Below are 22884 nucleotides of genomic sequence, written 5' to 3' on the forward strand. Positions count from 1 at the left end.
TCAAGTCACATCTAAAAATTGGAATTATGCTAACGATCATATTCATAGTTTTTGGCCTTTGTTTTATCCTGGAACGAATAATTCCGGGATGGAAGTTGCCGGAAGTGCCGACGTGGACAATCAGAGTTCTGGCCATAAATTTTGTTCAACTGGGCGTTGTTACGCTGGCAGGTTTTACCTGGGAGAAGTGGTTTTCTTCGGTAAGTATTTTCAAATTGTCAAATCATGTCAATGATGTTGCCGGAGGAATGATTGCCTATTTTATCGCAACTTTTATTTTTTACTGGTGGCATAGATGGCGGCATACGATTGATTTTTTATGGACTCATTTTCACCAGATTCATCATAGCCCCCAACGTTTGGAAGTTATCACTTCCTTTTACAAACATCCGTTAGAAATGACGGTTAATTCTCTGATTGGAAGTTTGCTGGTATACACCTTATTAGGATTAAATGTTGAGGCAGGTGGAATTTATACGCTTTGTACCGCGCTAGGTGAATTTTTCTATCATACCAACGTAAAAACGCCTCAATGGGTCGGTTACATTTTCCAACGTCCTGAAATGCACCGAATTCATCATGAATATGAAAAACATACGAATAATTATGGTGATATTGTGTGGTGGGATATGCTGTTCGGTACCTACGAAAACCCGAAAGAGTTTAGAAGTTCCTGCGGTTTTGATAATGAAAAGGAGCAGCGCTTAACAGATATGCTAAAATTTAAAGATGTTCATAAAGAATAATTTCACACACTTTATCCTGAAAAATGATGAATACTTTCGCGCGGATTTGTCTCCTTGTAAGTAATTTGGCTTATCCATTTGTTTCGAGCATCGGTATCAAATTAGTACTACCCAATTTATTTTTTCTACCTGTATGTCTGGTTGAATGCTCGCTGGATGGCAAAATTCTTAGTTTCTTACTTCTTATCACTTGGTGTTATTCTTGGGTGCTGTTGTTAAAAAAGCATGATAAATTATTGCCTGTCTTAATCTGCCAGAGCATATTCATGGTTCATATTACTATTCTGGCTTACAGTGCTATTGTTGCGAGGAGCATTTCTGTTTTGCTAACGGTTAATATGCTTCCAAGTTATATTGTACTCTTCTGCTATCTAGTCGTCAGTTACGAATATTACATATTCAGATTTAAACCCACCTTTCAAAACTCCAAATAGGGCCCGATCTTCTCTATCAATTTTTCATCCAAAACCCGAACTTTTCTCAGGTCATCAATCGATTGGTAAGGTCCGTGCTGGGCTCTGTAATTTATTATGACAGCATTTATTTTCTTATTTCGTAAATACGAGTGTTGCCCCAATTCCTCGGCCGTCGCGGTGTTTATATTGATTTTCTTAACGCCGCTTCGAACTTTTGCATATTTGGTCAGCTCCGATAATGCCAGAGAATCGAGTCCAAAAATTTCAGAGAACTGGCTTGTGGAATGGAAACCGCCAAGACCATCCCTGAATTTTAAAATACGGACGGACAACTTACTGCCGATTCCTTTCAATCTGATAAGCTGTGTGGTATCCGTTATGTTTATATCGAAAGGGGCGATAACAGCTTTTGTGAAAACCCTGGCGTCTTTTGGTAAGGGGTAGTTTTTATAAGATTTGTCAGCATATTTCGGAGGGTAAGGTTTTGTTTCAAACGCCGGAAGTTTGATGTAAGATTCCAGGTTTTTATAAACATCAGAGGGGAAATCATAAATGTGCAGCAGATCTTCTTTTTTTCTGAATTTTCCGCCTTTGGATCTGTATTTATCAATTCTTTTGGCAATGAAGTTTGGTATACCTAGTTCTTGAAGTTGTTCAATTGAAGCCGTATTTGGATCAAAAGAAAATAGACGAACAGGGCGTTCTGGTATTTTATTATATTCCTTTTTTGAATAACTATTTTCTTTTTCAGCTTCACCCGCAACAGCGTCTATCTTTAACTGCGAAACAATGCTGTCCAATTTTTGTGTGTTAACAGGTTCGGATGACACTGGGAAATGCGGTAATATCCATCGTCTGAAAACAAACGGCGTCCAGATCAGGACGAATGACAAGAGTATCAGCAGGAAACCCGCGCGAGCCTGCTTTCTGGATATACCGAAATAATCTTCCAGCTGATCGATGATGCGTCTGAACATAAGTCAAAAGTTTAGGACGTAATTATTAGTCCTGCTTTTGACGCTGAAATATTAAATTGGTTTCCAAATTTTTAACGGGCAGGTCGTCGCGATTTTATCAAAATCTACGTCGTTGTGACATAGTTCGATATCAAAATAGATACAGTATTGAGCAATTAAGCAATCATTCGGTTTGCGAATTGTGATTCCTTGTTTTCGTAAAAGTCTGTATAATTGGGCTGCGCCGGTATATAATTCGAATGTGGGTGCAGGTAATGAGGGTAAATTCTTGAAATGACTTTCTAAAGAATAATATTTCGAATCAATTTTGACTCCTTGAAGTACTTCTTGTACAATCACTCCAATTGTACAAACCTGATCATATTCCAGTGAATAATGAAGAAAATTAGTTCTGAAATCATCAATACCATTGAAATAGGCGATCCAAACAGACGTGTCAAATACTCTGTACATCTTGTATTCTCATGTCATCCAAATTCCCTTCCCATTCAACTTTTCCCCGTAAAGACATTAACTGTTTACGGTGAGTTGCTGCAATGAATTCTTTTAACGCAGATTCGATGATCTGTTTTTTTGTTTTGATTTGAGTAAGCTGCATTGCTTCTTCCATTAAGGAATCATCAATCTCGACATTTGTTCTCATAATTTTCAATTTCGAATACACACAAATATACAAATTTTATACACATGGTTATGCTTTGCCATCAAATTCCCTAATTTTGCCAACTGATTGTAAAAAACGGTAAAAAATACAGTCTGAAAACCTTACGTTTATTAATCAATTGTCTGAATCAATAATGAGCCAATCACCTGCTACCTCTTTACAAGACATTGTAGGGCATGCCAAAGAATACGGATTTGTGTTCCCTTCTTCCGAAATATATGATGGATTACAAGCTGTTTATGACTACGGTCAGAATGGTGTGGAACTGAAAAATAACCTGAAAGCCGTGTGGTGGAAGGCCATGACGCAGCTCAATGATAATATCGTTGGTATCGATGCTTCCATTTTTATGCATCCGCTGACCTGGAAAGCTTCCGGACACGTGGACGGTTTCAGCGATCCGATGATTGACAACAAGGATTCAAAAAAACGATATCGTGCCGATCAGCTTTTGGAGGCAAAAGCGGAACAATATGAAGCAGATGGACAGCCGGAAAAGGCGCAGGCGTTGCTTGCTGAAATGGGACGCTTGCTGAGCGCCGAAAATCTTGAAGCGGTTCGTGAATTGATTATCGCAGAAAATATAAAATGTGCAGTCTCCGGAACTGCTAACTGGACTGAAGTTCGTCAGTTCAATCTGATGTTCAGTACTCAGGTAGGTTCGGTAGCGGAGGATTCAAGTTTGATATATCTTCGTCCGGAAACTGCTCAGGGGATTTTTGTAAATTTCCTGAATGTCCAGAAAAGCGGACGGATGAAGGTTCCTTTTGGAATCGCACAGATTGGAAAGGCGTTCCGTAACGAAATCGTTGCGCGCCAGTTTACTTTCCGTATGCGCGAATTTGAGCAAATGGAAATGCAATTTTTCATTCGCCCTGGTACTGAAATGGATTGGTATAATAAGTGGAAAGAGGCGCGTATGAAATTTCATATTGCAATCGGCTTACCGGCTGACAGCTTGAAATTTCATGACCATGAGAAACTTGCGCATTACGCAAATGCGGCCGTAGATATCGAATACAAATTCCCTTTCGGGTTCCGCGAAATGGAAGGAATTCACTCACGTACTGATTTTGACCTTCGTAACCATCAGGAATTGTCAAGGAAAAAGCTTCAATATTTTGATGCAGATCTTGACGAAAATGGGAAACCATACGGAAATTATATTCCTTACGTTGTAGAAACCTCAGTAGGTGCTGACCGTCTGTTCCTTGCGACATTCTGCAATGCTTATACCAAGGAAACGGTAGGTGAGGGAGATTCTGAAAAAGAACGTACTTATCTGAAACTGCATCCGGCATTGGCTCCTTTCAAAGTTGCTGTTTTGCCTTTGGTTAAGAAAGATGGACTGGCTGAAAAAGCGCAGGCGATCACAAATTCTTTGAAATCTGCTTTCCGTACTACGTATGACGACGGTGCGGCCATTGGAAAACGTTATACCCGTCAGGATTTGATTGGTACTCCATTCTGTGTGGTGGTTGATTATCAGACGATGGAGGATGATACTGTGACAATCCGTCACCGTGATTCGATGGAACAGGAGCGTGTTGCGATCAGCGAGTTGAAAGAGAAAATCGGATATCAGGTTTCAATTGAAAGAATTCTGGAAGCGATCTAATTATTTCACCAGTATTTATAAAATCAAAAAAGGGTTTTCGTTATCGAAAACCCTTTTTTGGTTGATATTAAGTCCTGATTATGCAAGCTTAACATTGACGGCGTTTAGCCCTTTGCGACCCTCCTGAAGATCATAAGTAACTTCGTCGTTTTCGCGTACTTCGTCAACAAGACCTGAGATATGTACGAAATAATCCTGTCCTGTTTCTGCGTCTTTAACAAATCCGTAACCTTTTTCGTCGTTAAAGAATTTAATTGTTCCTTGATTCATAAAAATATTATATTGAAATTATTTTAAACAAATATAATAAGAAGCGTAACTTATTTACAAGAGTTAATAATAAAATAATGAAGTATTTTCTTCGCTAAGCCATAGAGATTTATAATATTTCAACAGTTTTTTTGATATTTTTCTTTCTATCATTGTAAAACTGTACCTTTGCGGTTTATATCGCATTTTCTATGACTGAACAGATTCTTATTCTAGATTTTGGCTCACAATACACGCAATTAATTGCGCGTCGGGTTCGGGAACTCAATGTTTATTGTGAAATCCATCCATACAATAACTTCCCGGAGCTCACTCCGAATATCAAAGGTGTCATCCTTTCAGGTAGCCCCTGTTCCGTAAGAGACGAAAATGCTCCTTATGTAGATCTTGATAAATTCAGAAAAGTGGTTCCTGTTCTTGGCGTATGTTACGGTGCCCAGCTTATGGCGCAATTGATGGGTGGCGAGGTGAGAGCTTCCCAACATCGTGAATATGGAAGAGCTCGTTTGGAAATAGATGATGAAGATTCGTCGCTACTTGCCGGACTTTCTGCAACTTCTCAGGTTTGGATGTCACATGGTGATACGATCGTAACAATTCCTGATAATTTCAATATCATCGCTTCCACTGAATCTGTGAAAGTGGCTGCTTTTAAAATTGCGGAAGAACTTACCTACGGAATCCAGTTTCATCCGGAAGTTACGCACTCAACTGAAGGTAAACAGTTGATGTACAATTTTGTCGCAAAAATTTGCGGTTGTAAGCAGGATTGGACTTCGGAATCATTTGTTGAGCAGACTATCGCAAGCCTGCGTACCAAATTGGGAAATGATCGCGTGGTTATGGCGCTTTCAGGTGGTGTTGATTCAACCGTTGCTGCGACCTTGGTTCACCAGGCAATTGGCGCAAATTTATTCTGCATTTTTGTCGATAACGGATTGTTGAGAAAAGATGAGTATCAGCAGGTACTTGATTCTTATCTCCACATGGGATTGAATATCAAAGGTGTAGATGCAAAAGATCTTTTCTACGGCGCTCTCGAAGGATTATCAGATCCGGAAGCAAAAAGAAAAGCGATCGGTAAAGCATTTATTGATGTTTTTGATCAGGAATCACATTTAATTGAGGATGTTAAATGGCTTGGTCAGGGAACAATTTATCCGGATGTTATCGAATCAGTTTCGGTAAAAGGGCCATCGGCGACAATAAAATCACACCATAATGTGGGTGGTTTGCCTGATTTTATGAAGCTTAAAGTTGTTGAACCGCTGAATACTTTGTTCAAAGATGAAGTACGGGCGGTTGGAAAAAATTTGGGTATCGATCCTGCCATTTTAGGCCGTCACCCATTCCCGGGTCCTGGTCTGGCTATTCGTATTTTGGGAGATATTACACCTGAAAAAGTAGCGATTTTGCAGGAAGTTGATGCCATTTTTATTGGAGGACTGAGAAAATGGAATTTATATAATGAAGTTTGGCAGGCAGGCGTTATGCTCTTACCTGTTAAGAGTGTGGGCGTAATGGGTGATGAGCGCACCTATGAAAGTGTTGTCGCTTTGAGAGCTGTAACTTCAGTGGATGGTATGACGGCTGACTGGGCTCATTTACCTTATGATTTTCTTGCAGAAGTTTCGAACGACATTATCAATAAAGTTAAAGGCGTTAACCGAGTCGTTTATGATATTTCCTCGAAGCCGCCAGCAACTATTGAGTGGGAATAAAGGAAATTTATCGTACGTATATAATAAGTAAAAGCGGGCTGGTTTAGCTCGCTTTTGCTTTTGTATTTTTTCTGATATTTATTATGAATCAGGAACGTCCGACCCCGCGGCTTATCAAACTCAGTACGAATAAAACCAAAAATACAAAGAAAAGTATCTTAGCTATACCAGCAGCACCTGCTGCAATTCCACCAAATCCAAGTACCCCGGCAATGATGGCAACGATCAGAAATATAACTGTCCATTTAAGCATGATTGACAAATAGTTAGTTGATAATAAAGTATAATCTCATTATTACTATTTATATGCCAGGATGTGAATTTCTGAAAATAAAGCACTCAGAGCCTTGAATCGATTTAAATCGGTGTAAAATGTAGATTTAATGTAGAGATTGCTTCCCAATTTTATTCGATAATGGAATGAAAAGTTACATCAATTCCGGTCAAAGGCTAAATTTGACTTATTTAAAGTTAAAATATAAGTTTTAGGCTGATTTGATAAATTAATAAGGCATACTAACGTGTTTGCCTTAATTTGCGTAATATTTAATATGTAATTTTAGTTTTTACGAATGAATAAACTGCTTTTCCTTGTTCTGGCTGCTTTTAGTTGTACAGCCGCATTTGCTCAGTCAGATCGCTGGCAGCAACGTGCTAAATATCAAATGAATGTCGATTTTGATGTAACAACACATCAATACAAAGGCGTACAGAAACTTGTTTACACTAACAATTCTCCTGACACGCTCACCAAAGTATTTTACCATCTTTACTTGAATGCTTTTCAGCCGGGAAGTCAAATGGATGTGCGTTCAAGGACGATCAGTGATCCGGATCCGCGTGTGAAAGACCGTATTTCAAAACTCTCGCCAAGCGAAATTGGCTATGAAAAAATTCTATCCTTAAAGCACAATGGAAAACCGTTGAAGTACGAAGTTGTCGGGACGATACTTGAAGTAACGCTTAACGAAAAAATTCTACCCAAAACGCAGCATACTTTTGATCTGGAATTTGAAGCACAAATGCCAATTCAAATTCGTCGCAATGGACGGAACAACAGCGAGGGCATCGATTATTCCGTCGCGCAATGGTATCCTAAAATGTGTGAATATGATTATGAGGGCTGGCATGCAAATCCTTATATCGCCCGTGAGTTTTATGGTGTCTGGGGAGACTTTGACGTAAAAATTACGCTCGATGCTTCTTACGTGGTTGCTGCAACGGGTTACCTTCAAAACGCTGACAAGATCGGTTACGGTTATTCCAAAAAGGAGGTAAAACACAAGGCAGGTGAAAAATTAACCTGGCATTTCATCGCACCAGAAGTTCACGATTTTATGTGGGCAGCCGATCGTGATTACCAACATGATGTCATTAAAGTGGATGATAATCTCGATCTGCATTTTTTCTATCAAACAGATACTTTGGCAAATGTCTGGAAAGAAATGGAGCCTCTCGCGGTTCGGGCTTTCAAGATCATGAATGACAAATTTGGTCGTTACCCCTACAAACAATATTCGATTATTCAAGGTGGTGATGGCGGTATGGAATACCCAATGGCAACGCTGATTACCGGGCGTCAAAACTTACCTGGTTTATTAGGTGTTGCAGTGCATGAATCAATCCACAGCTGGTTCCAGATGATTTTGGGTACAAATGAATCCAAATATTCGTGGATGGACGAGGGCTTCACAACGTATGCGCAGAATATTGTAATGTCAGAATTATTTCAGTCAAAAACCGATCCACAGCGCGCGACGACGAACAGTTACAGAAATCTTGTAAAATCAGGATTGGAAGAACCTTTGACAACACATGCTGATCATTATAATACAAATCGCGCTTACAGCATCGCCAGTTATTCCAAGGGAGCCGTTTTCTTAAATCAGCTTGGTTACATTATCGGACAGGATAAGCTGGAATCAGGCATGAAACGTTATTTCAATGAGTGGAAATACAAACATCCAAATCCGACGGATCTGAAACGGATAATGGAAAAAGAATCAGGTTTGGAATTGGACTGGTATTGGGAGGATTTTGTCGGAACAACAAAAACTATTGATTATGGAATTAAGGAAATCGTTCCGATTGTTGGGAAAACGGATGTAGTGATCGAGAAAATAGGACAAATGCCGATGCCTCTGGATGTGGTTGTTAGTTACAAGGATGGTACTCAGGAGAATTTCTATATTCCATTGGAAATGATGCGCGGCGAAAAGGCTGAGAAAATGTATTCTAAAACCACATTGTTGTCAGATTGGGGCTGGACATATCCCGAATATACTTTTACAATCGATCGCGTATCTACCGAAATTGACCGCATTGTAATTGATCCAAGCCAGCGTATGGCAGACATTAATCCTGAAAATAATAGTTATCCCTCGTTGCCAAAAGTTGCGCCAAGATTTAAGGGGACAAAAGTTAGATAATTACATCGGCTATCAGCAGTCGGCTTACAGATTCGTGACACTTAGTGCTTACAACATAGAAAGCCGACTGCCGATGGCCGATGTAATTTTATTTTAAATCTGCAAGACTAAATGTCGTTCCAAGCCGGAATTCGACTTTATTAATTTTGTAGCTGTCAAATTGTACAACGGTTTCAATTCTGAAAAAACGCAGGATATGATCTACCCCGTAAACCAATTCACCATAATGGCGGGACGTTGGCGAAAATAAATAATGAAGCTGAACAGTTTCTTTCAGTCCCCTTAGACGAAAAACGGGTAACTGCGTAATCAGAAATCGCTGCATCGACCATAATGCGTGCCCTTCTACAAACCATTGCTGTGTGCTGTGTTCGTAATAAGGCAAACTTCTAAATTGGGTAAGCGGATCTCCCAAACGGAAGAAAGATTCATTTCCCAGGAAATGTCTGAAATCCGGGAAATACATTTCTTTATTACTCAAAAAGCCTCCGCCTTTTACAGAATAACTAACCGTATTTCTGGGGCCAAGATCAATACTTTGTCGAATACCTCCCTGTAAAAAGTCGTAATCAACATCGCCTCCAAAACCTAATCCGGATTTGTAAAGAACACTGAACGACGGTTTTTTACTTCTCAAATATCGCTTCTCACCATTACGCACCAAATACCTGCGCCATGGCCGGATATCGGCGCTTATCTGAAATACCAGCGCATCATGATTCGGAAAACCGGTACTTTCTAACTCATCATTTATTGGCCTGTTTGGTATAAAATTTCTTTCAGGCCAGTTAATTAACGACTTAATATTTTCCATATCAAACAATTCCTGGCGCTGTTCGTATTCCAGGCTGGTATTAAAACTAAAAACATCAAAAATATTGCTGATCGAATACTCTGTTTTTAGAAATTTTGATTGATAAAGTTTCGCCCGGTTTCGTTCGAAAATCAATGTGGAAATGGTGTTTCCAAAAGGTGTGATCGGGTTGTCACGATTGATTTGATTGACCATTTCACCACCAGTGATCATAAAATTAGAGTTCTTATTACCAATATTGGCTTGCAGATTTCCATTAAAACGGTCGCGGCCGGAGGTATATCGCCCGTAAGGCCGAATTGTGAAATAGCTGGATTTACCCCAGCGTTTCTGATATTCCGCAGCAAGATTCAAGGCATAACCTTCAACGGTGTTGTAATAAAAAGCAAGGAAAGGACTTTCTATCCGTAAAAAATTCTGCTTTTTGAATGAATAAGTATTTCCGACCAGAATGTGCTGTATTTTAAAGTTCGTAGAGTCCGGGCGACTATTAAATTTATGGGCATCCTTAATCACTCTGATACTATCCTGCATAGCATAACTCTGAACTTCGGAATTTGTCAACGGAATCGGGCGCAGATTTTCCCAGTAGGTAGTATCTCTTTTATTCGCCATCGTGTCAACGACGATAGAATCTTCACGTACAATTCTGGTGTCTTCGCCCTTATTTTTCCTTTCCTTTTTCAGCTCCTTATCATATTCTTTCGTAAACTTTCGAAGGTTTTTGGTCGAAAACGCTTTCTGTTCCTGAATCATCTTTTCGAGATTCTTCTTACGGTTTTTTTCAGAAACTTCCTCGTCGACCTTTGGATCATTTACAACGATATCTTCTTTCAATCCCGGGTCAACATCCATTTTCTGATAGGTCAGCGAAACCAGATATTTAAATTCTCCCGCGAAACCCAGATAACTTCCTTTAATTCTGAATTGCTGGTTGACAGGAAGCCACACATTTTGGATCGGGTTGAAGATTTGCTTGGCAGATATGTCCAGACCACTATTCGTTGTTTCAAGATCATAACTATGTATTGCCCAGCGTTCGTCGATTATGTACAAGCTGCCGCGAAAAACGCCCTCTCCGTAAGCTCTGGGAATTACTTTTATTTTATTGATAATCTGTCCGCGATCCTCAAAATAGCCTTCGTATTCAAATTTGTAATAGGCAAAAGATTTTGGTGAAAGCGGAGAAATCGTACCCGCAATTTCAGGGCTATACAAGCTGGCTAATATATATTCGTTCGGTGATGGTATACTATTGTCCAGACTATTCCGGGTGGAAATAATATGCTGTTTAAAATTGTTTGGTCGGCGGTATTGAATTTCCGCAACGCTTTCGTTAATGATGGCTTTTCCTTCCTGTACACCCTCTTTTCTAAGTCTTCTCTCAACCAAATACGGGATTTTTGTCGGGAGTGCCGTACTTCTTGAATAAACTTTGGCAGTATATGCCCGAACCTGAAGCTGATGAAATCGCGCTTTCGCAATCGCTTTCCGCATAATTGTATAAGCAGGATCCTCTCTTTTATTGTCAACTTTTACCTCATTAAGATTCAGTGCTTGCTCTTCCAGAACTATATTTAATTCCTGAAATTCATTGCCGACAACAACAGATTTTGTAAGTGTTTTAAAACCAAGGTATTGGAAAATGATCTCGTAAGTTCCTGCTGGTAAGGCAAATTCGTATAATCCTTCATCATTTGCAATTGTTCCTTCGCCGCTTGTTTTCACAACAATCCCGGCATAGGGCAGAGCTTCGCCTGTTTTATTCGAAATACGCCCTTTTATTCCTCCTGCCATTGACGCGGAAATAATGAAAAGTATGAAAAGTGAGCAAAGAATAAGGCGCATAACGTTGATATAGGATACTAGGTTTAAATCAGAATGTAAATCTGGCGTTATTCCTTTAGAGAATGACCACAATTACTGCAAAAATTGGCGTTGGACGGCATTTGTTTCCCACAAGACATACATTCTAACTGGCCAACAGACTTTGCAACTGGCAAAGATCTTGACATCTCAACTGTTACAATGCCTGTTGGAACTGCGATAATTGCATAGCCCATAATCATCACAAGAGACGAAATAACTTGTCCGAGTGGTGTTTGTGGTGTCAGATCACCGTAACCAACGGTCGTGATTGTCACAATTGCCCAGTAGATACTTTGTGGAATGCTGGTAAAACCATTTTCTTCACCTTCCACTACATACATAATCGTGCCTATGATCAAAACCAAGGCGACGATAAATAACATAAACACAGTGATTTTTTGCAAACTGGCAGCCAGCGCACCCTTCAAAACCTGTGCATGATGTACAAAACTACTTAATTTGAGAATCCTGAAAACTCTAAGCAGGCGCAATATCCGGATGGTGATCAGATAATGGCCGGAAGGCATGAAATAGGTGAGGTAAAATGGAATGATCGACAGCAAATCGATGATTCCATAAAAACTTAGCAGGTATTTGAGAGGCTTGGGGTGGCTGTAAATTCGCAGGAAATATTCTATCGTGAAAACGACAGTAAAAAATGTTTCCAGATAAAAAAATTCTGATTCGTAGTTATTACGGATTTTAGGAACACTTTCCAGGCAAACGATCAAAATACTAATCAGGATGAAATAGAGCAGAAAAACGTCAAACAGTCGTCCCCTTCTGGTATTTGCTCCAAAAATAATGATGAAAAGTTTTCCTCGTAAAGAACTACGATTGATGGCCATAACCTACATTTGATATGTAAGCCGGCAATGTAAGAAAAGCCCGGGGATTGCACAAAATACAATGTCCCGGGCTATTATTTATATCATCAGAAATTTGATCTAGCAAACTCCGTCAGTTGTACAACTGTCGCCTTCTGCATAGGTTTGAATAGGGGCCGGATTTTCCTTTTCCCATTCCTGAAAAGACTTTTGAAGGGCTCCCAGAAATGTTTCTGACTGCTGAGCGCCTGATACTGCATACTTTCTGTCTAAAACAAAAAATGGAACACCTCTTGCACCTACCTGCTGCGCCTCATATACATCCTTACGGACTTCCTCGGCAAATTGGTTACTCTCCAAAACACTTTTAACCGCACCGGCATCCAGCCCGATTTTCACACCAAGATCAACAAGTGTATCATGGTCAGCGGTATTTTTTCCTTCCGTGAAATAGGCGTGGAACAATTGTTCTTCTGCCTCATCACCCTTTTTGTTTTTCTTGGCAAACTGGATAAACCGGTGGCTATCGAAGGAATTTGCCAGAACCGCTTTGTCCATGTGATATTCCAGCCCAACTTCCGCAGCAACATTAGTCACGTTGTCAAGCATCTGCGTGGCGTGATCAGTGGTTATGCCTTTTGCTTCAACCAAATATTCGATGATATTCTTGCTCGGATCTGTTTCCATATCAGGATTCAATTGAAAACTTTTCCATTCCACTTCGATTCTGTCTTTCTGTGGAAATTGTTCCAGCGCTTTTTCAAATTTCCTTTTTCCGATGTAACACCAAGGGCACATTACATCACTCCATATTTCAACTTTCATCGTCTTTTAGTTTAGTTTTTGAGGTATGTCACTATCTGATTTTAGATAGTAACAAAAAGCTCTTCTTTTGGTCTTCTTACTTTTTTGGCTTTTGCCAACACGTCATTTTCATCATCACGATAACCTAACGTCATGATAAGAACACTACGCAAATCTTTTTCGTTTAATCCCAAAATTTCATCCAGGCTGTCTGCGTCAAAACCTTCCATCGGTGTGGCATCAATTTGTTCAGAAGCGGCTGCAACGAGTGCATTTCCCAATGCGATATAGGCTTGTCGCGCCGCCCATTGCGCGTTCACTTCTTCGCTGCGTATAAGAATTCCATTTGTCAGTGACGTTTTAAATCCTTCAAGAGAATCTGTGGTAATGCCTCGGGTTTCAGCAATCAGCTTCATATAGTCATCAAGATGCGCGGCGGTAATCTTTTTCCAGGATGCAAAAACAATCAGATGCGAAGCTTCAACAATTTGCGGTTGCATAAATGCGGCTTTCTGGATTTTTTTCTTCATTTCATCATCCTCGATGACGAAGACAGTATAGGGCTGCAAACCGGCAGAAGATGGAGAAAGCTGGATTGCTTTCAAAATCACATCCAGTTTTTCGGCAGGAATTTTTCCGCCTTTCATTCTTTTGGCGGCATAACGCCAATTTAATGTTTCTATGAGGTTATTCATTATAGTCTAAAATTAATTTAATTTGATGATGCAAACTTAAATAAATAAACTATACATTTGTAAGTACTATACAATAGGATAGTGATAAATGTAGAAGGATCGATGGAAGCGAAGCAAGAATGTTTTGTCGAAAAATTAAATCATAGCGATTGTGCAAAAAGTCTATTGCCGGTTCGGGACGCCCTGGACGCGCTCAATGGAAAATGGAAACTTCAGATCGTTATTTCTCTGATGTTTGGAAATAAGCGTTTCACGCAAATTGCGAAGGAGATTCCCAATATTACGGACAAGATGTTATCGAAAGAATTGCGGGATCTGGAAGCACATCAGTTGGTGAAGCGTACTGTCTATGATTCTATCCCGGTAGTAGTGGAATATACATTGACCGAACATGGGAGGTCTTTACGCGATTTGATCGATGTGTTGCGTAGTTGGGGAATCAAGCACAGAAATCAGGTAATGGGGAAGGTCGAGGCCAGCGAGGCCGAAGAAGTTGAAGCTTAAAATATTGATGTCAGTAAAAATAGAAAGAGAGGTTTTGAAGGAGCGATACCCCTTCAAAACCTCTCTTTTTTTGCAACGTAGCAAAATTTAATTATGCCAGACGGTTGATGCAGTTCAAGTCTTCGAAAGCAACTTTCAATCGAGCGATCATGCTTTCTTCTCCTTTACGTAACCATACACGTGGATCGTAATATTTCTTGTTAGGAGAATCAGCGCTTTCAGGATTTCCTAATTGAGACTGAAGATATCCTTCTTTGTCTTTGTAATATTTAAGAATTCCTTCCCAGGTTGACCACTGAACGTCTGTATCGATGTTCATTTTGATCGCACCATATTCGATTGCTTCACGGATTTCTTCACGTGAAGAACCTGATCCACCATGGAATACGAAATTTACAGGAAGGTCACCTGTTCCGAATTTCTCTTTGATAAAGTTCTGAGAATTAAGAAGAATTTTAGGTTCCAATTTCACATTACCTGGTTTGTAAACACCATGTACGTTTCCGAAAGCAGCAGCGATCGTGAAGTTAGGAGAGATTTTACTCAATTCTTCGTAGGCATAAGCAACTTCGTCAGGCTGCGTGTAAAGTTTAGAGCTGTCAACATCGCTGTTATCAACGCCATCTTCTTCTCCACCCGTAACACCTAATTCAATTTCAAGGGTCATGCCAATTTTAGCCATACGCTCGAAATATTTGCTGCATATCTCGATATTTTCTTCGATCGGTTCTTCAGACAAATCAAGCATATGCGAACTGTATAAAGGCTTGCCATATTGGTCAAAGTGACGTTCGCCAGCTTCCAAAAGACCGTCGATCCAGGGAAGAAGTTTTTTTGCGCAATGGTCTGTATGTAAAATTACAGGAATGCCATAGGCTTCAGACATAAGGTGTACGTGCTGAGCGCCTGAGATGCTTCCTGCAATTGCAGCTTTCTGATCTGTATTTGAAAGGCTCTTTCCTGCGTAAAAAATTCCGCCACCATTCGAAAATTGAATAATAACAGGACTGTTTACTGCCGCAGCCGTTTCTAAAACTGCATTCACTGAGTTAGTGCCTACAACGTTAACAGCCGGAAGGGCATAATTATTTTCGTTGGCATGACGGAAAATTTCGCTGATACCTTCACCCGTAATTACACCGGCAGGAAAGCGTTTTGTGGTTTCGCTCATAGTAAAGTAAGATATTTTATCAAGAATAAATTTTACAATTCGGGCATTGCGGCCCGATTGTATAGGAATTCCCGCAAGTTAACGATTTTACAGAAAATGGGCGAGATATGTAATGGATATTATAAGGCAAAAAGACGATTTTTGTCAGTAATCATTTTGAATCATTCTGTGTATATTTGAAAAAAGAATAGAAAATTAATATTGCATGTCTCCAAAATTAACCCGAACCATTCTTCTTGCCGGCACGCTCGGTTTTTTAATTGTATGGGTTCTTGAATTCCGCCGCACCACATTATTTGAAAGTTACTGGCTTTTATTATTAAGTATTACCTGCCTTTTATTTTTTCAATTCAGCCGGTTGAAATCGTCACTCGAAGCCAAAAGGAAATTGGAGAATGAAGAAAATGCTAGAATTTCGAAAACCACCAAAACGATAAAGAAATGAATGTTCTGCTAGTCGGTTTTGCTGTTTTCTTTTTCATTCTTGCCGGTTATTACGGAGCGGTTCGGGCCGTGTTGCTCGACGTTTCCATCGACCGATATTCACTGAGGCATGAAAACGCTGCGGAAATTTTTCAGACGCTTTACTGGCGACGTCTGTTGAGGATGATTCGTCTGGCCGTGGTGGCATTTGGCTGTTTCTATGCAGTCGCATTCGTATTTCCGATTTTACATGATTATCTGGGTTTGGCAGAAGGTTTTACCTTCGCTGTTCTTTTTATATTTCTGGCGGTTTTATGGATTCTTTGTTATACAACATGGGTCCGGATTGGACGTAGCTTTCCGAAAGTTATTGATTTAAATGCTTTTCCTGTACGTTTTGCTGAGTGGGTCATGACGCCGCTTTACTGGTTGGTTGAGCCATTTGTGAAAGAACATGCTTTGTCATATTACCTGCGGGATGAGGCTGCGTCTGCCGATGATCCGGATTTTGACGATCATAGTATCGAAGAACGAATGTTTATCAATGCGCTTGATTTCAAGGATTTACGCATTCGGGATTGTATGATTCCGCGCACAGAAATTTCTGCCGTGAATGTCAATGATACCATTGATGATCTGAAAAAGACTTTTTTAACAAGTGGGCACTCGAAAATTATCGTCTACCGAGAATCGGTCGACGACGTACTTGGTTATTGCCACGCCTTATCACTATTTCGGAAACCGAAAGAAATCAGCAGTATCGTCACACCGATTTTGATTGTTCCGGAAGCGATGCCAGCCAGCGATCTTATGCTTCGTTTTTTGGAAGAAAGAAGAAGTCTTGCTCTGGTAGTTGATGAATTTGGTGGAACTTCCGGATTGGTAAGCGTCGAGGATGTCGTGGAACAGATTTTCGGAGAAATTCAGGATGAATACGATTCAACAGAAGACTGGACGGAGCGAAAAGTTGATGATAATACCTACCTCCTGAGTGCTCGTCACGAAGTTGATTATCTGAACGAAAAATATGGTTGGGAACTTCCCGAAGGTGATTACGATACACTTGCCGGTATGCTCATTCAGTTGCACGGGGATTTACCCGAAGTGAACGATGAAATAGATATGCCTCCATATTCGTTTCAAATAATTTCTATGCAGGATACCCGAATTGAGCTGGTGAAATTGACAAGGATAAGAAATGGAAGTACTCAAACCATAAATGAAACGAGTGAAAATTAACCTATACAACCCTTATTAATTATTCCAATGAATTGCCGTATCCATCTCAAAGTATTTCCATTATTCTTGATGGCCTTGTTTTTGTTGGCGAACAGCCATGTGAGTGCGCAAAAACAGCATGAGATCTTTCGTCAGAAAATAGAAAAAATTCTCCCTCAGGCGAAAGGAACGGTTGGTGTCGCCATCATGGGTTTGGAAGATAGGGAAACTTTTTTGTTCAATGAAGGGCTGAAATATCCGATGCAAAGCGTATATAAATTCCCGCTTGCGATGGCAGTTCTGGATCAGGTTGATAAGGGGAAATTGTCGTTGAATCAGAAAATCCGCATTACGCCAAAGGATCTATTACCCAATACTTGGAGCCCGATCAAGGAAAAATATCCGAAAGGAAATGTTGATCTGAAACTGTCAGAGATTTTGACTTATACGGTTTCTCAAAGTGACAATAACGGCTGTGATATTTTATTCCGGCTGCTGGGAGGAACGAAAAAAGTGGATGCTTATGTCCAAAGTCTCGGCGTGAAAAGTATTGCTATTGCAGCAACAGAAGAAGAAATGCATAAAAATTGGAATGCGCAGTTTACCAACTGGTGTAAGCCAAGGGCGATGTTGCGTTTGCTCGATATCTTTTACAAAGGCAAAGCATTGTCCAAAACGAGCAACGATTTTCTGTGGAAAATCATGACTGAAACAACTTCGGGTCCTAATAAAATCAAAGGAATGTTGCCAAAAAACGCAGTTGTTGCGCATAAAACGGGTTTGTCGGATAGTAAAGATGGGATTATGGCAGCAACAAACGATGCCGGAATTATGACGCTTCCAAATGGTGAGCATGTGGCCATCGTAGTTTTTGTTTCAAATACTCCGGTTGATGAAAAAACTCGGGATGGTGTAATTGCTCAGATCTCCAAGGCAGCCTGGGATTATTATTTAGCAAAAAAATAAAAGGATGAAGTATCATCTTCAATCCTGAATCGAACAGTAAATTGTGCAGATAAAAGTAGAGAATATAGGTAAAAAATTCATTCAGGAATGGATTATCCGGAAGGCAAGTTTTGTACTGGAAGAAGGACAGAAATACGTTTTTGTCGGACCAAACGGAAGTGGTAAATCGACACTTTTACAGTTGATCACCGGTATGACTCCTGCAACAGAAGGTACAATCCTATATATCACCAAAGAAGGGAAAAGTATTGATGTGGACGACTGGTATAAACATCTGGTTATTGCAGCACCGTACCTTGAATTAATCGAAGAATTTACCCTGAGAGAGCTGGTCGATTTTCACAAACAATTCAAACCGCTTAAAAATAATATTTCCAGCTCCGATTTCGAAGATTTTATCCACTTATCGCACGCACGTGGAAAAGTAATCCGCCATTTTTCATCAGGAATGAAACAGCGGGTCAAACTTGGACTGGCATTTATGTCCGATGTTCCAATTATTTTTCTTGATGAACCCACAACAAATTTGGATGTAACCGGTATAAACTGGTATCTTGACAACGTTACAAAAGCGACTGAAAACCAACTTGTTTTGCTAGGTTCAAATGTGAAGCAGGAATATGAATTTTGTGAAAATATCATATCGGTTTCTGCGTTCAAATAAAAACGTATTATCGGCGGGTTATGACAAAAACTATACAATGTCTTTTGATTTTGGTACTGGTTTTTTTGGGATCGATCGTAGAGTCGTCCGGCGCCGGAATGTATTTTGTTCAAAATAAGGGTCAGTGGGATTCAGATATTTTGTTCCGAACCGAAATCCCCGGAGGCTTTTTGTTCCTGAAAAATAATTCGCTGGTCTATTCACTTTATGACGCTTCCCAGGTATCGTCTGCGCATACGAAAGCAACTCCCGCATCTCCTAATGCGAAATTCTCACCGGCGAAGCCAAAAATAATCAATGCCCACGGCGTTGAAGTTTTGTTTGAAAACAGCAATAGCCAAATCAAATACACAACAAAATATCCTGTAAAAACGCGCTTCAATTATTTTTTTGGTGGTTCTGAAACCGCACGTGTTGGCGACGTTGGTGCTTTTCAGGAAGTTATTTACGAAGGAGTATACCAGGGAATTGATCTTCGTATCTACATTTACGATAATACCCTTAAATATGAATTTATTGTTCATCCGCAGGCTGATGCTTCCCAGATCAGGCTGAGGTATGAAGGAGCTAGCAGTGTGGCTGTGAATGAATCTGGACAAACGATCGTGAAAACTTCGGTTGGACAGTTTAAGGAAGCGCAACCTTATTCTTTTCAGGAAATTAACAAAAGAACACAAGATGTTGCTTCCAAAGTCGTCCTGACGGAAAACAACCAGATTGAATTTTCTTTTCCAAAAGGGTATTCCAAATCCGAAACTTTGACGATTGACCCGGAATTAATATTTTCTACCTATTCGGGATCTACGGCTGATAACTGGGGGCACACCGCAACGTATGATGCCGAAGGAAATTTGTATTCGGGCGGAACAGTTTTCGGAGTCGGGTTTCCAGCAACGGTGGGTGCTTACCAGGTTAGATTTTCAGCGCTTGTTGATGTGGGAATTTTAAAATTCAGTCCCGATGGAAGCCAGCTTTTATATGCGACCTATCTCGGAGGAAATAATACAGATGTACCTAATAGTCTGATTGTAAATAGTAAAAATGAATTGTTGATTTTTGGGACAACTTCTTCAAGTAATTTCCCAACCGGTTCAAATGCATTTCAAAAAGTGTTTGGTGGCGGTATTGCTATTGAACCGGTTGGCGGACTGGAACTTTTTAATGGCAGTGATATTTTTGTGTCAAAACTTAGCGGCGACGGAAAACAATTACTCGCCTCAACCTTGGTAGGTGGAAAAGGTAACGACGGAATCAGCGATATTGGACCGGCCACGATAAGAAATTATGGCGATAGTTTTCGGGGTGAAATCGAGCTGGATGATCAGGATAATGTTTTTGTAGTGTCGTCAACGAATTCAGATAATTTTCCGCTTCAAAATGCTGCTCAAAGCCAGCTTGCCGGAATTCAGGATGGTGTTTTGATTAAACTTTCGGCTGATTTGAATGTTTTGCTTTGGGGTACCTATGTCGGCGGGAATGGTTTTGATGCCGCTTTTTCGATAAAATCTGCGAAAAATGGGGATGCTTATGTGACGGGAATTACGCAAAGCTCAAATCTTGCAACAAACAGCACATCGTATCAACCAAAAATAAACGGAACGGAAGACGCTTTTGTAGCGATTTATTCCAACGGCAAATTAAAAATTGCAACTTATTTAGGTACTCCCGCAGCCGATGGAGCTTATCTGCTTGATTTTGACCCAAATGAAAATGTCTTTGTATATGGTTTGACGACTGGTGAATATCCGGTGACCAGGGGTCTGTATAGCAACGCAAAAAGCAACCAGTTTATCCACGCGCTGGACCATAATTTGACCCAATCAATTTTCTCTACAACAATCGGATCAGGGAGAGGGACGCCTGATATCTCTCCGACTGCGTTTCTGGTCAGCGAATGTGGAAATATCTATATCGCGGGCTGGGGTGGCGATGTAAATATACGGACTTCCAGCAATACGGCGAGTAGTACTACACGGCTTCCTGTTACAGAAAATGCCATTCAAACGGTGACGACGGGAAATAATTTCTATATCGCCATCTTAGAAGAAGGAGCGAAGTCGCTTTTGTATGCTACGTATTTTGGGAGTGAAAACCGCCAAGCCGAAGGCGACCATGTTGATGGCGGAACGAGTCGTTTTGATAAAAATGGCGTGATTTATCACGCAACATGTTCGTGCGGAGGAAGTAATTTTCCGGTTACACCACAAGCCTGGTCCAAAACGAACCGGAATGCAAATTGTAATAATGCGGCGTTCAAAATCGATATCGATTTGCTACGGGCAGATTTCGATGTTTATCAGGGCGAAAATAAAAATGTACTGCAAGGTTGCGCGCCGCTTACGCTGGATTTTATCAATGCCAGTGAAGGCGGAGTGGAATATTTCTGGGAGATAAACGGGAATGGGATTTCACGGGAGGAGGATGGTGGAAGTTATACATTTTCTGAGGCTGGTGAATACAAGGTTACATTGAAAGCATATAACAAGTTAAGCTGCAAGCGAATGGATATGGCTGAGAAAATTATCAAGGTAGAAAGTGTTAACGCACAGGTAATCAGCGACACAATTGTATGCGAGAATAAAACGATCAGCCTCTTCGCCAGTGGCGGTACAAAATACAAATGGTCACCGGCTACTGGTTTGGATAATGCCAATATTGCGAATCCAAAAGTCACCATCGATAAGTCTACCGAGTATACCGTTGAGATCAGTACAGAAAGTGGCTGTGCTGTTACAAGGAAAGTGAACGTAAGGGTTGAGGAAAACGCAGATTTTACAGCGATGCAGAATGTTACTTCTTGTGCAGGAAATCTAGTTACTTTAACGGTATCGGGTGAAGCCACAGCATACAACTGGACAGGAGATTCAACGATGAGCGCAACCACTGGGGAATCTATCACCGCAAGTCCATCTCATACGACCATTTATACGATCGAAGGAATGTATGGAAATGGGTGTCGTCCGAGACGACAGATAACTGTGATTATTGATAAAGCGCACGAACCTGCGTTCGAAATTGTAAGATCGGGGGGCGAATGTAACAAACCGGTTAAATATTCGATGTTGAACAAAACCTCTAATGCAGAACGATATGAGTGGAATCTCGGAACGGTTAATGGTTTGAATACGGCAAATGTTGAAGATTACAGTTTTGAAACGCCGGGGAAATATGTTGTGACGCTTACTTCTTATAACGCGGCCGGTTGCGCACTTTCCACGGCAAAAGAATTAAGTGCCGAGCCTCCGCTTATTTTAGCAAACGTGATCACGCCCAACGGCGATGGAAAAAATGACAATTTTGTAGTTCCGGTTTCCGGATCGACGTTGGAAATTTATAATCGTTGGGGGAAAAGTGTTTTCAAATCGGCCAATTACAAAGATGATTGGGGAAAAGGTGTAGCAAATGGGACTTATTTTTATGTTGTCGATACGCCTGGCGGCAATCATTGTAAAGGATGGCTGGAAGTTTTGGAATAATTGGCCTGTTGTGAAATCGGTATTTTGGATCAAATTAATTAGCTTTAATTATAATTAAGGATTTCAATAACTTAACATTTGACACGATGAAGAAATTATTCATATTGATCTTCGCATTGGCATTTTCGTCAGCTTCTTATGCACAGACTACCGCTTATTTTGGAAAAGAAATCAATGATAAGAAAGCGATTGATGCGAAAGTTTTGCCTGAGAAAATGGCGGGAAAAGAAGAATACGCTACAAAGGTTACGGGAACGGTAGAATCTGTTTGTCAGGTAAAAGGCTGCTGGATGAAGGTGAAAATGGATAACGGCGAAACGATGCGTGTGATGTTCAGAGATTATGCGTTTTTTGTTCCAAAGGATATTGCCGGAAAAACCGTTGTTTTTGAAGGTGATGCTCAGTTTAAAACGGTACCTGTTGAACATTTGCAGCATTATGCCAAAGATGCCGGAAAAAGCGATGAGGAAATTGCTAAGATAACTGAACCAAAAAAGGAAATGACGTTTATTGCAGACGGGGTTTTGGTCAAGTAATTGCAAACAAGATTCTCCGAAAGGACTCGATAAGTAAGAACTATATCAATGGACACTTTTGTATCAATACAAAAAG

General features: G+C 40.3%; 20 protein-coding genes. 10 read left to right on the forward strand and 10 right to left on the reverse strand.

Translation table 11 applies throughout. The features are described from left to right. Positions 1–26: 26 nt before the first annotated feature. Positions 27–746, forward strand: a complete 720-nt coding sequence (locus L0657_RS03080) for a sterol desaturase family protein (protein ID WP_235148927.1) — start codon at positions 27–29, stop codon at positions 744–746. Between the two features lie 418 nt (positions 747–1164). On the opposite strand, the gene L0657_RS03085 is transcribed toward L0657_RS03080, so the two are convergent. The 3 genes from L0657_RS03085 to L0657_RS03090 are packed head-to-tail and all read right to left on the reverse strand — an operon-like array spanning position 1165 to position 2782. Beyond that, on the reverse strand, positions 1165–2139 hold the full coding sequence (locus L0657_RS03085; RefSeq protein ID WP_235148928.1) for a helix-hairpin-helix domain-containing protein: 975 nt from the start codon (positions 2137–2139) through the stop codon (positions 1165–1167). A 51-nt stretch (positions 2140–2190) separates the two neighbouring features. After that, positions 2191–2592, reverse strand: coding sequence for a PIN domain nuclease (locus L0657_RS28100; protein ID WP_409014960.1), 402 nt, complete (start codon positions 2590–2592; stop codon positions 2191–2193). After that, positions 2576–2782, reverse strand: coding sequence for a type II toxin-antitoxin system VapB family antitoxin (locus L0657_RS03090; RefSeq protein WP_235148929.1), 207 nt, complete (start codon positions 2780–2782; stop codon positions 2576–2578). Before L0657_RS03090 ends, L0657_RS28100 begins: the two co-directional genes overlap by 17 nt. A gap of 154 nt (positions 2783–2936) precedes the next feature. Here L0657_RS03090 and L0657_RS03095 point away from each other — a divergent pair, with 154 nt between their 5' ends. Continuing rightward, complete coding sequence (locus L0657_RS03095) at positions 2937–4421, forward strand: glycine--tRNA ligase (RefSeq protein ID WP_235148930.1); 1485 nt, start codon at positions 2937–2939, stop codon at positions 4419–4421. Positions 4422–4499: 78 nt separating this feature from the next. On the opposite strand, the gene L0657_RS03100 is transcribed toward L0657_RS03095, so the two are convergent. Further along, a complete protein-coding gene (locus L0657_RS03100) occupies positions 4500–4691 on the reverse strand; it encodes a cold-shock protein (RefSeq protein ID WP_090335282.1) in 192 nt (63 codons plus the stop codon). Positions 4692–4882: 191 nt separating this feature from the next. On the opposite strand from L0657_RS03100, the gene guaA reads away from it, so the two are divergent. Continuing rightward, positions 4883–6412 carry a glutamine-hydrolyzing GMP synthase gene (guaA, locus tag L0657_RS03105; RefSeq protein ID WP_235148931.1) on the forward strand — a complete coding sequence of 510 codons (1530 nt, stop codon included), beginning with the start codon at positions 4883–4885 and terminating at the stop codon, positions 6410–6412. 88 nt (positions 6413–6500) lie between these two features. Here guaA and L0657_RS03110 read toward each other — a convergent pair whose 3' ends face one another. Next, positions 6501–6665, reverse strand: coding sequence for a DUF1328 family protein (locus L0657_RS03110; protein ID WP_138477434.1), 165 nt, complete (start codon positions 6663–6665; stop codon positions 6501–6503). A gap of 319 nt (positions 6666–6984) precedes the next feature. Between L0657_RS03110 and L0657_RS03115 the strand changes: the two genes are divergently transcribed. After that, positions 6985–8841, forward strand: a complete 1857-nt coding sequence (locus L0657_RS03115) for a M1 family metallopeptidase (RefSeq protein ID WP_235148932.1) — start codon at positions 6985–6987, stop codon at positions 8839–8841. Positions 8842–8929: 88 nt separating this feature from the next. On the opposite strand, the gene L0657_RS03120 is transcribed toward L0657_RS03115, so the two are convergent. The 4 genes from L0657_RS03120 to L0657_RS03135 all read right to left on the reverse strand — a co-directional run bounded on the left by L0657_RS03120 (position 8930) and on the right by L0657_RS03135 (position 13850). After that, on the reverse strand, positions 8930–11503 hold the full coding sequence (locus L0657_RS03120; RefSeq protein WP_235148933.1) for a DUF5686 and carboxypeptidase regulatory-like domain-containing protein: 2574 nt from the start codon (positions 11501–11503) through the stop codon (positions 8930–8932). Positions 11504–11550: 47 nt separating this feature from the next. Further along, complete coding sequence (locus L0657_RS03125; protein WP_235148934.1) at positions 11551–12372, reverse strand: ion transporter; 822 nt, start codon at positions 12370–12372, stop codon at positions 11551–11553. A gap of 99 nt (positions 12373–12471) precedes the next feature. Next, on the reverse strand, positions 12472–13176 hold the full coding sequence (locus tag L0657_RS03130; protein ID WP_235148935.1) for a DsbA family oxidoreductase: 705 nt from the start codon (positions 13174–13176) through the stop codon (positions 12472–12474). 41 nt (positions 13177–13217) lie between these two features. After that, positions 13218–13850 (reverse strand): NAD(P)H-dependent oxidoreductase, encoded by a 633-nt coding sequence (locus tag L0657_RS03135; protein ID WP_235148936.1) that lies wholly within the window; start codon positions 13848–13850, stop codon positions 13218–13220. Positions 13851–13952: 102 nt separating this feature from the next. On the opposite strand from L0657_RS03135, the gene L0657_RS03140 reads away from it, so the two are divergent. Then, positions 13953–14354, forward strand: a complete 402-nt coding sequence (locus tag L0657_RS03140) for a helix-turn-helix domain-containing protein (protein ID WP_235148937.1) — start codon at positions 13953–13955, stop codon at positions 14352–14354. Positions 14355–14445: 91 nt separating this feature from the next. Here the strand turns inward: L0657_RS03140 and fbaA are convergent, their stop codons facing one another. Further along, positions 14446–15525 (reverse strand): class II fructose-bisphosphate aldolase, encoded by a 1080-nt coding sequence (gene fbaA / locus L0657_RS03145; RefSeq protein WP_235148938.1) that lies wholly within the window; start codon positions 15523–15525, stop codon positions 14446–14448. 441 nt (positions 15526–15966) lie between these two features. Between fbaA and L0657_RS03150 the strand changes: the two genes are divergently transcribed. From L0657_RS03150 to L0657_RS03170, 5 genes are all read left to right on the forward strand, one after another. Next, positions 15967–17187, forward strand: coding sequence for a hemolysin family protein (locus tag L0657_RS03150; protein ID WP_235148939.1), 1221 nt, complete (start codon positions 15967–15969; stop codon positions 17185–17187). A gap of 27 nt (positions 17188–17214) precedes the next feature. Beyond that, a complete protein-coding gene (gene bla, locus L0657_RS03155; RefSeq protein WP_235148940.1) occupies positions 17215–18132 on the forward strand; it encodes a class A beta-lactamase, subclass A2 in 918 nt (305 codons plus the stop codon). A gap of 43 nt (positions 18133–18175) precedes the next feature. Beyond that, positions 18176–18796 carry an ABC transporter ATP-binding protein gene (locus tag L0657_RS03160; RefSeq protein WP_235148941.1) on the forward strand — a complete coding sequence of 207 codons (621 nt, stop codon included), beginning with the start codon at positions 18176–18178 and terminating at the stop codon, positions 18794–18796. Between the two features lie 20 nt (positions 18797–18816). After that, positions 18817–22272: a gliding motility-associated C-terminal domain-containing protein gene (locus L0657_RS03165; RefSeq protein WP_235148942.1), complete on the forward strand. Its 3456-nt coding sequence runs from the start codon at positions 18817–18819 to the stop codon at positions 22270–22272. Between the two features lie 86 nt (positions 22273–22358). After that, a complete protein-coding gene (locus L0657_RS03170) occupies positions 22359–22808 on the forward strand; it encodes a DUF4920 domain-containing protein (RefSeq protein WP_235148943.1) in 450 nt (149 codons plus the stop codon). Positions 22809–22884: the final 76 nt, after the last annotated feature.

This window comes from Dyadobacter sp. CY345, assembly GCF_021502725.1.
In the GTDB taxonomy this organism is placed as follows: Bacteria; Bacteroidota; Bacteroidia; order Cytophagales; family Spirosomataceae; genus Dyadobacter.

Bases quoted from the DNA above. Each gene is read 5' to 3' on its own strand.
- L0657_RS03080 (WP_235148927.1), top strand. From the start codon at position 27: ATGCTAACGATCATATTCATAGTTTTTGGCCTTTGTTTTATCCTGGAA.
- L0657_RS03085 (WP_235148928.1), bottom strand. From the start codon at position 2,139: ATGTTCAGACGCATCATCGATCAGCTGGAAGATTATTTCGGTATATCC.
- L0657_RS28100 (WP_409014960.1), bottom strand. From the start codon at position 2,592: ATGTACAGAGTATTTGACACGTCTGTTTGGATCGCCTATTTCAATGGT.
- L0657_RS03090 (WP_235148929.1), bottom strand. From the start codon at position 2,782: ATGAGAACAAATGTCGAGATTGATGATTCCTTAATGGAAGAAGCAATG.
- L0657_RS03095 (WP_235148930.1), top strand. From the start codon at position 2,937: ATGAGCCAATCACCTGCTACCTCTTTACAAGACATTGTAGGGCATGCC.
- L0657_RS03100 (WP_090335282.1), bottom strand. From the start codon at position 4,691: ATGAATCAAGGAACAATTAAATTCTTTAACGACGAAAAAGGTTACGGA.
- guaA (WP_235148931.1), top strand. From the start codon at position 4,883: ATGACTGAACAGATTCTTATTCTAGATTTTGGCTCACAATACACGCAA.
- L0657_RS03110 (WP_138477434.1), bottom strand. From the start codon at position 6,665: ATGCTTAAATGGACAGTTATATTTCTGATCGTTGCCATCATTGCCGGG.
- L0657_RS03115 (WP_235148932.1), top strand. From the start codon at position 6,985: ATGAATAAACTGCTTTTCCTTGTTCTGGCTGCTTTTAGTTGTACAGCC.
- L0657_RS03120 (WP_235148933.1), bottom strand. From the start codon at position 11,503: ATGCGCCTTATTCTTTGCTCACTTTTCATACTTTTCATTATTTCCGCG.
- L0657_RS03125 (WP_235148934.1), bottom strand. From the start codon at position 12,372: ATGGCCATCAATCGTAGTTCTTTACGAGGAAAACTTTTCATCATTATT.
- L0657_RS03130 (WP_235148935.1), bottom strand. From the start codon at position 13,176: ATGAAAGTTGAAATATGGAGTGATGTAATGTGCCCTTGGTGTTACATC.
- L0657_RS03135 (WP_235148936.1), bottom strand. From the start codon at position 13,850: ATGAATAACCTCATAGAAACATTAAATTGGCGTTATGCCGCCAAAAGA.
- L0657_RS03140 (WP_235148937.1), top strand. From the start codon at position 13,953: ATGGAAGCGAAGCAAGAATGTTTTGTCGAAAAATTAAATCATAGCGAT.
- fbaA (WP_235148938.1), bottom strand. From the start codon at position 15,525: ATGAGCGAAACCACAAAACGCTTTCCTGCCGGTGTAATTACGGGTGAA.
- L0657_RS03150 (WP_235148939.1), top strand. From the start codon at position 15,967: ATGAATGTTCTGCTAGTCGGTTTTGCTGTTTTCTTTTTCATTCTTGCC.
- bla (WP_235148940.1), top strand. From the start codon at position 17,215: ATGAATTGCCGTATCCATCTCAAAGTATTTCCATTATTCTTGATGGCC.
- L0657_RS03165 (WP_235148942.1), top strand. From the start codon at position 18,817: ATGACAAAAACTATACAATGTCTTTTGATTTTGGTACTGGTTTTTTTG.
- L0657_RS03170 (WP_235148943.1), top strand. From the start codon at position 22,359: ATGAAGAAATTATTCATATTGATCTTCGCATTGGCATTTTCGTCAGCT.